Annotated in this window: 11 protein-coding genes; 6 read left to right on the forward strand and 5 right to left on the reverse strand. The window is 47.6% G+C overall.

The window, feature by feature from the left end:
* Window position 1 precedes the first annotated feature (1 nt).
* Window positions 2-1072, reverse strand: a complete 1071-nt coding sequence (locus C1T21_RS25280; RefSeq protein WP_103050213.1) for an ABC transporter substrate-binding protein — start codon at window positions 1070-1072, stop codon at window positions 2-4.
* A 20-nt stretch (window positions 1073-1092) separates the two neighbouring features.
* The gene (locus C1T21_RS25285; RefSeq protein WP_103050214.1) at window positions 1093-2091 is read right to left on the reverse strand and encodes an ABC transporter ATP-binding protein; all 999 of its coding nucleotides are present in this window, start codon (window positions 2089-2091) and stop codon (window positions 1093-1095) included.
* Window positions 2092-2293: 202 nt separating this feature from the next.
* On the opposite strand from C1T21_RS25285, the gene C1T21_RS25290 reads away from it, so the two are divergent.
* On the forward strand, window positions 2294-3187 hold the full coding sequence (locus tag C1T21_RS25290) for a LysR family transcriptional regulator (protein ID WP_103050215.1): 894 nt from the start codon (window positions 2294-2296) through the stop codon (window positions 3185-3187).
* Between the two features lie 126 nt (window positions 3188-3313).
* Window positions 3314-4174, forward strand: a complete 861-nt coding sequence (locus C1T21_RS25295; protein ID WP_103050216.1) for a hypothetical protein — start codon at window positions 3314-3316, stop codon at window positions 4172-4174.
* A 111-nt stretch (window positions 4175-4285) separates the two neighbouring features.
* Here C1T21_RS25295 and argS read toward each other — a convergent pair whose 3' ends face one another.
* From argS to C1T21_RS25310, 3 genes are all read right to left on the reverse strand, one after another.
* Window positions 4286-5965, reverse strand: coding sequence for an arginine--tRNA ligase (gene argS / locus C1T21_RS25300; RefSeq protein WP_103050217.1), 1680 nt, complete (start codon window positions 5963-5965; stop codon window positions 4286-4288).
* A gap of 2 nt (window positions 5966-5967) precedes the next feature.
* Complete coding sequence (locus tag C1T21_RS25305) at window positions 5968-6402, reverse strand: YwiB family protein (RefSeq protein ID WP_013308207.1); 435 nt, start codon at window positions 6400-6402, stop codon at window positions 5968-5970.
* Window positions 6403-6494: 92 nt separating this feature from the next.
* Complete coding sequence (locus C1T21_RS25310) at window positions 6495-7385, reverse strand: LysR family transcriptional regulator (protein ID WP_103050246.1); 891 nt, start codon at window positions 7383-7385, stop codon at window positions 6495-6497.
* Between the two features lie 153 nt (window positions 7386-7538).
* Here C1T21_RS25310 and C1T21_RS25315 point away from each other — a divergent pair, with 153 nt between their 5' ends.
* The 4 genes from C1T21_RS25315 to C1T21_RS25330 all read left to right on the forward strand — a co-directional run bounded on the left by C1T21_RS25315 (window position 7539) and on the right by C1T21_RS25330 (window position 12149).
* Window positions 7539-9293 (forward strand): ABC transporter ATP-binding protein, encoded by a 1755-nt coding sequence (locus tag C1T21_RS25315; protein WP_103050218.1) that lies wholly within the window; start codon window positions 7539-7541, stop codon window positions 9291-9293.
* Window positions 9290-11029 carry an ABC transporter ATP-binding protein gene (locus tag C1T21_RS25320; RefSeq protein WP_103050219.1) on the forward strand — a complete coding sequence of 580 codons (1740 nt, stop codon included), beginning with the start codon at window positions 9290-9292 and terminating at the stop codon, window positions 11027-11029. The genes C1T21_RS25315 and C1T21_RS25320 overlap by 4 nt, the downstream gene beginning before the upstream one ends.
* A gap of 210 nt (window positions 11030-11239) precedes the next feature.
* A complete protein-coding gene (locus tag C1T21_RS25325; RefSeq protein WP_103050220.1) occupies window positions 11240-11554 on the forward strand; it encodes a MazG nucleotide pyrophosphohydrolase domain-containing protein in 315 nt (104 codons plus the stop codon).
* A gap of 13 nt (window positions 11555-11567) precedes the next feature.
* Window positions 11568-12149 (forward strand): LOG family protein, encoded by a 582-nt coding sequence (locus C1T21_RS25330; RefSeq protein ID WP_103050221.1) that lies wholly within the window; start codon window positions 11568-11570, stop codon window positions 12147-12149.
* Window positions 12150-12246 lie beyond the last annotated feature (97 nt).

The raw sequence follows: 12246 nt of genomic DNA on the forward strand, positions 1-12246 counted from the left end.
CTTACTTGAACATTTGCGTGAACTTCTCCGTCACGTCTGATCCGTGCTCACCCATCCACTCCCAATTGGTTTTCAACAATGGAATCTCGTCCAGGTTGGCACGCTTGTCGGCTTTGACATCCGTGCGGCCCGGGAGTAAGGAGGCATCAGCTACTAATTTCTGCGCTTCTTCCGACAACAGATAGTCAATGAATGCCTTCGCATTCTGCTCATGCTGCGTTGACTTGAGAATTGCGGCAGGACGTGGGCTGATGACTGTTCCCTCTGTCGGATAGACGATATCAATCGGCTCACCTTTGGCTTTAGCCTTGTAGGTCATGTAATCGACCGCAGCGACGACTACACCTTTAGCTCCGGTAATCACGGGGTCCAGCGCTTCCTGATTGGCACCAGCCATAGCAACACCGTTAGCCTTGTACTGCTCGAACAACGTCCAGCCTCCATCGCCCTTGGTGCTCAGATAGCCTGTCATAAAATCCAACGCTGAGCCGGACAGGGATGGATCGGGAATATTAACCTGATCCTTGTACTCAGGCTTCGCCAAATCAGCCCATGAAGTTGGTGGTGTTTTCACCAGCTTCGTGTTATACGCAATGCCCAGAGCAGAAGCACTGGTACTGAAGTAGTTGCCTTCCTTATCGGACCAGTCTGGATTTAGCTTGTCTGCGTTCTTGGCATCCGGGTAAGGCAGCGTAAGTCCTTCCTTTTTCAGGCCTTGTACAGATGGAAGCGATGCCAGCACAACCACGTCCGCTACCGGATTCGTCTTCTCGGCTTCCATACGGGCCAAAATTTTTCCTGTCGTTCCCTGGAACAGCTCTACCTTAACTCCGCTCTGCGCCTCATACCCTGCTACCAGCTTTTTCGCCAGTCCATCGGGGCCTGCGCTGTAGACCACCAGCTTCTGATCGGTGGATGCCGCCTCAGCTTGTCCTGCTGATCCAGTAGCTGGCGCCCCATCCTTGGATGGCGTTGCTGTTCCGCAACCCGCCACAGTGAGTCCAAAAGTCAATGTTAATGCGAGCATCGTCCCTTTTTTCCATCCTGTACGAAAAACATGCCTATTCATCATCTTATATATACCCCTTTTCCCTATGCTTCAAGTTGGTGGATGTGTTGCGGTGATACCCAAATGTGCATTTGTTGACCTATGGGCAAGCGGATGGAATGATATGCAGTCCATTGCTCGCCGTTCTCGGCTAGTATACGAATTTCATAACGATCACCGACATAGCTGACATGCAGGATCTCTACTGTAAAAGCATGCTGATCCGCTTGCTCCTGTTCCCAACGGACATGTTCAGGACGAAATAGTGTCCGTTCCGGCTCCAGCCAGTTGGATTTGCCAATAAACCTCGCCACCTGTGGATGAGCTGGGCAACCGTAGATCACCTCCGGTGTTCCGGTCTGCAAAATATGTCCACTTTTCATAACAACCACTTCATCAGACATTGACATGGCCTCGATCTGATCATGGGTGACATATAGGGCGGTCAGCCCCAGATCGCGCACAAGCGATATCATCTCAATGCGCATCTCCTCCCGTAGCACCGCATCCAGCGCACTGAGTGGCTCGTCGAACAACACAAGTCGAGGCCGGATAGCAACCGCTCTTGCAAAGGCAACCCGCTGCTGCTGGCCACCGGACAGCTGATGAGGATACCGATCCTCCATCCCTGACAATCTGACCATGTCGAGCGCCTCCAGCACCACTGTCCGCAGTTCCTTGTCTCGAGCGCTGGCGAACCCTTTCCCCCGCTTGCCCGCACGCAGGCCGAAGGCCACATTTTCAAACACCGTCATATGCGGCCACAACGCGAAATCCTGAAAGACCATGCCAAAGTGGCGGAGATGGGTGGGAATATCCTTTTTGCGTTCTGCCGAAAAAAGGATTTCCTCTCCCATCGTGATTGTGCCAGTATCGGGTGTCTCCAGACCAGCAATCAAGCGCAAGAGCGTTGTTTTCCCACAGCCGGACGGTCCGAGCAGTGTTGTGAATTTGCCCCGTCGTACTACCAGATTCGTCTCATGCAGCGCTGTTATTTGGCTGAAGGTTTTACTTAATCCGTGAATATATAGATCCTGATTCATCGCATTACCTGCCTGTTCTTCTGACTGACCCCAGTGTAAAACTTGAATTCGCAACCTGTGTTATTGGAAAGTTAAAACAAAATTAATTATTTCAATGAATTGTGTTAACACTCATAGATTTAATCTATATAGAGGGGATTGATGCTACTCCCCAAAGAAATAGGCATAATTGTTTGATTAACCTGAAAGTGAGGCATTCTAAGTGAACTTAAGTCTTTTAAAGTTACATATTGTAGAGCTGCTGAATAAGCACCATAAAATTACCACGGTCGCCGAGCTTCTTGGCCTAAAGCAACCCACCGTTACTTTTCATATGAAAAATCTGGAGCGTGAATTCGGAGTAAAGCTGTTTGACACACGTATGGGCAAAATCATCCTGACGGATGCTGGAAATGCGCTGCTGCACTATGCCACCAAAATTAATGCACTGGCTGCTGAAGCTGAGCGAGTCGTCCGCGAGTTCGATACGCTCCAGCGGGGAAGTATACGTATTGGCGCAAGCTATGTACCCGCTACCTACCTGCTTCCTGCTGTGCTGCACCGCTTTGCCCGTGAGCATCCGGGCATTCACATCGCCTTGTCCGTGAAAACAGCGCCCGTGATCAAGGACATGCTCGCTCGCCACGAAATTGACCTCGGCATCATTTCGGCAGAGCCGTTTCAATCCCCAACGCTATTCTCAGAATCTTTGGGCGAAGATGAACTGATGCTCATCTGCTCACCCACTCATCCGCTCGCCAACGAAACCGATTTGACGCCCGAGCTTATCGCTTCTTCCTCCTTCGTATTACATGGCAAGGAATCCAGCACACGCCACGTGACCGACAAATGGCTGGAGCGTGGGAGTCGGCGGCTTCCTTCCTATCTGGAGTTGGATTCACTGGAAGCCATCAAACAGGCAGTTATGCTGGGAGAACACATCTCTTTTGTCTCTCGCATTGCCGTTCAGTCAGAGGTTGAGCGGGGCTTACTGGTTGTAAGATCTATCCCGGGGCAGTCTGTTGAGCGGTACATCTATATGGTCAGCAACAAAGACCGTCATCGCTCGGCGCTCATTCACAGATTCACCGAATATTTGTCATGGAACCAAGATTAAATCTTACCTGTCATATAGAAATTATGTAATTTTTTAACCGGAGTCCCCTCTTGCTTTGACATACGACTGACAATACACCCGTAAAGTGTAGCGTGTAACCTATTTGGACGAACAGGAGAGGATGAAATGAAAACAGGCCTTCGTATCACCAAATTGATGTCGGTAGTTACTCTAAGTGCAGTACTGCTCGTAACAGGATGGAAAGGAGCAGAATCAGTACAAGCCGCCGCCAATGCCACACCAAGCTATGAGGTGAAGCTGCTACTGGATACGGCTCAGGTCCTCAATGCGGATGGCTCATTAAAAAGTGGCATCGTGAACGAGTTTCAAATTAGCGACGATGCACAACGATTGAGCGTCGAGTACTTTGATACAAATTCATTGCAATTGAATGACGAGGGCTGGAACGTGAGATTTCGCAAAAAAGAGGACAAAAAGAATTATGAATTAACCTACAAAAAGCGCTATACGGTCACAAACGGAAATATCGACGCGGCGCTCACCCAAGCGAATAAAGAAGGGTTCAGCGCATCTGATGATAATTATGAGGCTGAGGTGGATTGGGGATACAGCAAGCAAACACTAAGCTTTTCCAATGATAAAAAAACAAACGCCTCCAAAGGATTGGCTCTGCCTTCCCCAGATCAAGCATTAAAGCAATTGCAGGATAATCTTCCGGGCAAGCTGCAAAACTGGAAAAACAGCAATTGGGGTAAACAAACCTTGGCAAACTCCAGAGTACACGGTCCTATACAGGTCAGTAAATACGAGGGTAGCTTTCAGGGATTGGATACCGACGTTGAAATATGGCCTATTCGCAGCGCAAACGGATCAGGTACAGATCATATTATCGAAATCTCCTTCAAAACCTCGGATTACAACGTTGCCGCCAGCAACCGCACCAAGCTGATGAATCTGCTGCAATCCAAAGGATGGCTGGTTCCCGCCGATTCCCTGAAAACGAATCTGGTACTGGAACGCTACTAAGCTACTCAAACATAAAAAGGAACCGAACGCGCCACCCTGTTGAGGTGGTACGAACGGTTCCTTTTATCATTATAAATATGACTACAAGGTCATTATGTTAAGGTTGCTTGCTTACATACGTTCCGGTGCAGACACGCCCACCAGCTTCAGTACGTTGGCAATGGTAGTGCGCACCGCGCCAAACAACGCCAAGCGAGCCTGCGTTTGAGCGGCATCCTCCGTGATGACCCGCTCTGCCTTATAGTAGCTGTGGAACAATGATGCCAGCTCGTAGACATAGCGAATCATACGGTGCGGTGCAAAGTTTGCAGCCGCCACCGATACTTCCTCCGGCAGCTCACCAATTTTGCGTAACAGATCGTATTCATGCTCAGCCGTCAGCTTGGACAAGTCAACCTCTGCCAACGGCAGTACAGCAATACCCTGCTCTTCGGCTTGACGATATACACTGCATGCACGTGCGTGTGCATATTGTACGTAGAATACCGGATTCTCATTGGAAGTGGAAATCGCCAAATCCATGTCAAAATCCAAGTGCGAATCCATGCTGCGCATCGTGAAGAAGTAACGGATCGCGTCTACGCCCACTTCTTCCATCAGATCTTCCATCGTCACGGCCTTGCCGGTACGTTTGGACATTTTTACTTTTTCCCCATTTTGGAACAAGCTGACCATTTGGGCAATCAGCACTTTAAGCTTATCCGGGTCATTGCCCAGTGCTTCCATTGCTGCTTTCATCCGTGGAATATAGCCGTGGTGATCCGCTCCCCAGATGTTGATGATCGTGTCATACCCACGAGCATATTTATCGCGATGGTAAGCGATATCTGGGGTTAGGTACGTATATGTACCGTCATTTTTGATCAAGACACGGTCTTTGTCGTCGCCGTACTTGGTCGTATTCAGCCATGTAGCTCCATCCTTCTCGTAAATCTCCTCACGGTCACGCAGCTCATTTAGCGCTTTAAGCACTTCACCGTTTTCATACAGCGACGTTTCGCTGAACCAGGAGTCAAAAGGTACACGGAACAGCTCCAGATCGCGCTTAATCTTGTCCAGTTCCTTTTCCAGACCGTAGTCACGGAAATAAGCTGCACGATCTCCCGGTTCCATGGACAACAGAGAATCGCCCTTTTCGGCCACCAGTTCCTTGGCAAACCCGATGATATCCTCACCATGGTAACCATCCTCCGGCATCTCCGCAGGCTGTCCCAGCTCCTGCAAATAACGCGCCTCAATAGAGCGGCTCATATTGTAAATCTGGTTGCCCGCATCATTAATGTAGTATTCACGAGTTACTTTGTATCCGGCAAAATCAAGCACGTTGCAGAGAGCATCCCCTACGGCTGCACCACGTGCATGACCTAAGTGAAGGCTACCTGTCGGATTGGCGCTGACAAACTCGATTTGTACTTTTTTGCCTGCACCTTCCTGTATACGCCCGTAATCTGCCCCCTGCTCCTGTACTTGTCCAATGACTGCATACAGGTAGCTCTTGTTCAGACGAAAGTTAATAAAGCCCGGTCCAGCGATTTCCGCGCTTTCAATAGAAGCGGAAGCTAAATCCATATTCGCGATCAAATCTTCAGCGATTTGCCGTGGGTTCTTCTTTGCAATGCGGGTGAGCTGCATCGCAGCGTTGGTAGCCAAATCACCGTGTGACTTGTCCTTTGGCACCTCCAGCGTAATGGTCGGCAGCTCTTCGCGGCTCACGATTCCGGCAGCCAGCACTGCCGCTTCGATTGCTGAAGTCACCTTTTGATTAATAAGTTCCAGTGGATTGCTTGTCATGATTATTGCTCCTCCTGTATATGCAAACTGATGGCAAAATGCCCCGAGAAATCCTCAAATACGTACAGATCATAGGTCCAGCTCACATGTCCGGTGAAACCATCCATCCGAATATCGAGCTTCTGCGTATGCGCAGACATGTTCAGGTTTAAATAAGGCGAGCGGTAAAATCCAGGCAACCTGCGTCCCAGCGCAAACGACTGCTCTGATTGTACCTCACCGTGACGAATCAGCTTTAGCTCATCCGGTCCGATTTTGACTGTGTTCCGTGTCGTACCGCCCTCAGGACTTTCTTGTGGCTCATCGTACCTTATATATAGATGCTTCCCACGCACGATCGCTTCTCCGGGAAGTTCCTGTACCACATCTTCTCCGTCATGATGACTATGAAGACGGATTCGGACCTTTGCATTATGTGGCATGTATTCAAACTCCATTCTATTGCTATCCTACTGTACTACTATATCCAGTTCCCGATTGCAATTCAAATGAGTTTTTACAAAAAGATGCTTTCATCCAAAAAATTTAGCTACCTTAAGTCAGCTCCATCGGATGCTTGGCTAAAACTTTCAATGAATCGAGAGGCTAGAGAAGACATGTATTTATCCTTCAGCCAGACAGCCGCCACACGTGTATGCAATTCCTCACACCCAATTTCCTTAACGATTAACTGGTTATTGCTTCCGAGTGACAACGCAGACCGCGAAATCATACCGATCCCCAGCCCTTCATTAGCCCAGTGAAGCGTGGTGCGAGCATCATCGTTTTTACAAAAGAAATTCGGCTCAAAGCCATACTTCATACAAGTATCGTGGATCAATTGTTCAAAGCGGCGATATACGATGAGCGGCCTGTTCTTCAACTCAGACAATGAAATGGTCTTCTGTTCGGGGTTCCAGTCATATTCTTCTGTCATCACTGCTATCATCGGCTCAGTGGACGCATATCTACACCCTAAATCGGTGGTATTAAAAGGGGTTCTGACGATACCGACCTCGACAATTCCTTTGTTCAAAAGATCGAGAATCATGAACGTATTTCCCTCATGAATTTCAAATTTTACACCCGCATAGGTTTTATGAAATTCGGAAAGCCTGTCTTTCATCAGCGTTGCCCCAGAGGAGGAGACCGTTCCAATGGTGAGCGTACCTTTCATCCCCATGGCAAAATCGTTTATCTCTCTTGTCGTGGCATCTGTCAGCTCCAAAATCTGCTTGGCCCTGTTTTGTAAAATGATGCCGGCCTCCGTCAATTGGATGCTTCGTGAGCCTCGATGCACGAGCTTTACACCAAGCTCTTCCTCCAGCTGCATGAGCTGTTGACTTAAGGGAGGCTGTGCAATTTTCAGTTTTTTGGCTGCCGCTGTAATCTGTCCGGCCTCTGCAATCGCCAAAAAATACTTGAGATGTCTCAATTCCATCATTATGGACCTCCGGTACTGATATATGTAAAACCTATACCTCTAATATATATTAAATATTATTCATATGGTTGGGGATATGCCATAATCAAGTTCAGTTATGCTATTGCGGCATGAGACTATATACATTATTTAGGTTAGGTGATGGTTTATTTGCTGAAATTTGCTGTTTTTTTGAAACCCTATAAAAAGGAAACGATTCTTGGACCTCTGTTTAAACTAATTGAGGCCATCCTGGAACTATTGCTGCCTACGATGGTTGCTTTAATGATCAATCATGGTGTAGGTAAAGGAGACACCCATTATGTTTGGCAGATGGGTCTTTTGATGTTACTCATGACTATACTGGGCTTTGGCAGTTCATTAGTGTGTCAGTTTTACGCAGCCCGTGCCTCTCAAGGATTCGGAACTACGCTGCGCAATACGATGTTTAAGCATATTTCTTCGTTTTCTTATGCTGATCTCGATAAATTCGGTACACCCTCGCTTATCAACCGGATTACGAATGATGTCAATCAGCTGCAAACAGCTGTAGCGATGTTGATTCGTTTGGTCATTCGTGCTCCTTTTATTTGTATCGGGGCGATTATCATGTCCATGATTCTGGACTTCCGCCTTGCTTTGGTGCTGTTGGCTGCTACACCGGTTCTGGCTTTGATTCTGTATGTAGTCATTACGAAGGCTTCTCCCCTGTACCGGCTATACCAGAAAAAACTCGATAAAATCGCTCTGGTACTTAGCGAAAATCTTACAGGTGTACGGGTCATACGTGCATTTGCCAAAAGAGGAGCTGAACGAGTAAAGTTCAATGCCGCCTCAGATGACCTGACCCAGACTGCTATTCGTGTTGGACGTATTTCTGCTTTGCTAAGCCCCGCTACCTTGTTGGTGGTGAACGGAGCTATTATTGCAATCCTGTGGATCGGCGGCATCCATATCCAATATGGATCTCTTACACAAGGGGAGATTATTGCCTTTATTAATTACATTACGCAAATTTTACTGGCTCTGATTGTGGTGACCAATTTAATTATTTTGTTCACCAAAGCTGCCACTTCAGCAGCACGGATTCAGGAGGTCCTAGACACGCAAGCTTCGATTTCCGACACTGCTGCTACTTCTACATCTATAGACAGGGAGGAAGCAAGTGAGCATGGCGCTGTACCAGCCATCTCTTTTGATCACGTTTCCTTTGGATACAATAAGACAGGGCAATTGGCACTTAGCGATGTAGTGGTAAACATCTATCCCGGTGAAACGGTCGGCATCATCGGAGGAACAGGTTCGGGGAAATCCACCTTTGTGAATCTCATTCCCCGCTTCTATGATGCGGTAGAGGGTCGTGTGCAGGTTGATGGCATCGACGTTCGGCAGTATAAGCTTGAGCAATTGCGGCAGAAAATCGGAATTGTTCCTCAGAAGGCGCTGCTGTTCACTGGTACTATAGCGGATAATATCCGTTGGGGGCATGAACACGCCACCGATGAGGAAGTCGCTCAAGCCGCAGCTATCGCGCAAGCGGATGAGTTCATTTCCAACTTGCCGGAGAAATTCGATGCTCCGATCACCCGAGGGGGGCTTAATCTGTCGGGAGGACAAAAGCAGCGACTTACCATTGCCAGAGCTATTGTCGGCAATCCGCAAATTCTCATTTTGGATGACTCCTCAAGCGCACTTGATTTTGCAACTGACGCCGCCCTCCGTAAATCGCTACGGGAAAATAGCACCAGCATGACCGTCCTGTTGGTCTCGCAACGAGTAAGCAGCGTACAGCATGCTGATAAAATAATTGTGTTTGATGAGGGGCGAATTGTCGGTATCGGCACACATGAACAGTTGATGAGCAGCTCAGATGTATATCAGGAAATTAATCATTCCCAGCTCTCAACGCAGGAGGTAGACCAATGAGTGGCAAGGAAACCTGGAGAAGATTGTTAACCTATGTGGGTCAATATAAAACAACAACATGTTGGGTCATCGTCAGTGCGGTTCTCAGCGTGCTTGCCAGTCTGATCGGACCCTACATGATTGGTCAAGCTATCGACCACATGGTGGATAAGGGAGTAGTAGATTTTAAAGGTATTGCGCAGATTCTAGCTGGATTAGGCATTGTATATGTTGTAGGCAGTCTATTTAGCTGGCTGCTCACGTATTTGACGAACCGCATTGCTTTTCAGACCGTAAATGATATGCGGCGAGAGTTATTTGATCATTTTAATATCCTTCCGTTAAGCTTTCATGATACTCATCCACAAGGAGACAGCATTAGCCGTTTTGTGAACGATATGGATGCTGTGTCGGATGGATTGCTGCAAGGCTTTTCCACATTGATTACCGGGATTATTACAATTATAGGCTCCATTGTACTCATGCTGTATATCAGTCCTATAATGACGTTGGTTGTATTGGTGTCTACCCCGATCACATATGGCGTAGCACGGTTCATTACCACAAGATCGCAGCGTATGTTCCGCGAACAAGCCAAAATTTTAGGAAGCCTGAACGGTTACGTGGAAGAAATGATCGGCGGACAACGAGTAGTTACCGCTTTTCATTATGAAAACCGCTCGCTTGAAGAATTTTCCGCCAGAAACGAGCAATTGTATCAAGCCGGAGTGAAATCGCAGTTTTACGGATCATTGTCCAACCCCTCTACCCGATTGGTGAACAACATGACTTTTTCAGTCACCGCCATGATTGGCTGTATCTCCATTATTTTAGGTGGGATCTCGGTAGGCGGATTGTCGAGCTTTCTGATTTATACCAATTTATTCGCCAAGCCCTTTAATGAAATTACGGGTGTGCTGACCCAGTTCCAGGCAGCTACGGCTTCTGCTCAGCGCATATTTGCTATTTTGGACTCACCGCCAGAGCAGCCGGAAAAATCGAACGCCGTACAGCTAGAACGCAGCAAAGGCACGATCCTTTTTGATCACGTCAAATTCTCCTATAACCCAGAACGTACGCTCATTACGAACTTTAGTCTGGAAGTAAAGCCAGGCACTCGTGTGGCTATTGTCGGGCAGACCGGAGCTGGCAAAACCACACTCGTCAATCTGCTCATGCGATTTTACGATGTGGACAGCGGCTCAATATCCATCGACGGGGTGAATATCAACGATATGAGCCGGGACAGCCTGCGGACTAACTTTGGTATGGTACTTCAAGATACATGGCTGTTCAGCGGAACCATCCGGGACAATATCGCTTACGGGAAGCCGGAGGCCACAGACGAAGAAGTCATCGCGGCTGCAACAGCTGCCAATGCGCATAGCTTCATCAAGCGACTGCCTCATGGCTACGATACGGTCATCAGCGGGTCAGGCGACAGCCTGTCGCAAGGCCAAAAACAGCTGCTCACTATCGCGAGAGTGATCCTCGTCGACCCACCTATGCTGATCCTGGATGAAGCGACCAGCAGCATAGACACCCTGACAGAAGCGCGTATCCAAAAAGCATTTATGAAAATGATTGCCGGACGCACCAGCTTTGTAATCGCCCACAGACTATCGACCATCCGCGAAGCGGATTTGATTTTATATATGAAAAACGGCGATGTCGTCGAAAGTGGTACCCATGAGGGGTTGCTTGCCAGCGGGGGCCATTATGCCTCGCTCTATAACAGCCAGTTCACTACAGCTTAAAAGACTGACCGGATACGGTCGCATCATTAAGGTCAATGTTCTTTAAAAAAAGTCGGTTGCTTTTTAAGCAAACGGCTTTTTAATTTTTCTTTGATAAATCCCCCCCTTATATTATATAATAAAACACGAACAAACGTTTCTGTTTCATCTAAACCTTATGGTTTGTGTATAGCCAACACCTATGCATGGGTTTCAGTTGGGAGGCTGAATATGGATATTAATGAATTTCAAAAGTGGGTCAAGCAATATTATCAGGAGAGAAACTGGTCGGATTTGGATATCTTCGTCCGAATTGGTTTCTTGGCAGAGGAAACCGGGGAGGTTGCGAGAGCTATTCGCGCCCTGGAGATTGGCAGAGACCGGCCTGATGAGATCGATGGTTCATTCGAGGAGAACAAGGAGCATTTAACTGAAGAACTTGGAGACGTACTGGGTAATCTCATCGTGATCGCCAACAAGTATGACATCACCTTGGGGGATATATTTCGGACACACCAGCAAAAACTTGCAAAAAGATATACATAAAGGAGAATCTCATATGAAAAGCATTGCTGTTTTTTGCGGTTCCAGTAATGGAGCGTCTGAGATTTATCGAGAGCATGCTGTTGCTCTGGGCAAGGCACTTGCCGAACAGGAAATAAGCCTGGTTTATGGAGGAGCAAGTGTTGGTTTAATGGGTGCAGTCGCTGACGCGGCACTTCATGCAGGAGGTCGCGTCATCGGTGTGCTCCCTCACTTTTTGCAAAGCCGTGAAATTGCACATAATGGCCTGAGCGAATTAATCATTGTTGATTCCATGCACGAACGAAAATCTAAAATGGCAGAGATTGCGGACGGATTCATTGTTTTACCAGGTGGCCCAGGTACAATGGAAGAATACTTTGAAATTTTCACATGGGCGCAATTAGGCTTGCATGAAAAGCCATGCGGTCTTTTAAATATTAACCATTATTACGATCCTCTTATTTCCTTGTTTGATCGTATGGCTCAGGAACAATTTATGCAGGAAAAATATCGTGCGATGGTAATTACGGATACCACTCCGCAAGGAATCCTACGGCAATTTACAAATTACACTCCTCCTGCCGTCAAAACATATCTCACGAGCAAACGGACCTGACATTAGGAATGGCACATACTGCTCAACAGACATACCAATTAATTTAATAGTTATAAAAGGAACACCACCGTCAACGTTATTCCAGTGGTGTTCCTGT

Origin of the sequence: Paenibacillus sp. F4 (genome assembly GCF_002894905.1) — a bacterium.
Lineage (GTDB): Bacteria > Bacillota > Bacilli > Paenibacillales > Paenibacillaceae > Paenibacillus > Paenibacillus polymyxa_B.

Bases quoted from the DNA above. Each gene is read 5' to 3' on its own strand.
- C1T21_RS25280 (WP_103050213.1), bottom strand. From the start codon at position 1,072: ATGATGAATAGGCATGTTTTTCGTACAGGATGGAAAAAAGGGACGATG.
- C1T21_RS25285 (WP_103050214.1), bottom strand. From the start codon at position 2,091: ATGAATCAGGATCTATATATTCACGGATTAAGTAAAACCTTCAGCCAA.
- C1T21_RS25295 (WP_103050216.1), top strand. From the start codon at position 3,314: ATGAAAACAGGCCTTCGTATCACCAAATTGATGTCGGTAGTTACTCTA.
- argS (WP_103050217.1), bottom strand. From the start codon at position 5,965: ATGACAAGCAATCCACTGGAACTTATTAATCAAAAGGTGACTTCAGCA.
- C1T21_RS25305 (WP_013308207.1), bottom strand. From the start codon at position 6,402: ATGGAGTTTGAATACATGCCACATAATGCAAAGGTCCGAATCCGTCTT.
- C1T21_RS25310 (WP_103050246.1), bottom strand. From the start codon at position 7,385: ATGGAATTGAGACATCTCAAGTATTTTTTGGCGATTGCAGAGGCCGGA.
- C1T21_RS25320 (WP_103050219.1), top strand. From the start codon at position 9,290: ATGAGTGGCAAGGAAACCTGGAGAAGATTGTTAACCTATGTGGGTCAA.
- C1T21_RS25325 (WP_103050220.1), top strand. From the start codon at position 11,240: ATGGATATTAATGAATTTCAAAAGTGGGTCAAGCAATATTATCAGGAG.
- C1T21_RS25330 (WP_103050221.1), top strand. From the start codon at position 11,568: ATGAAAAGCATTGCTGTTTTTTGCGGTTCCAGTAATGGAGCGTCTGAG.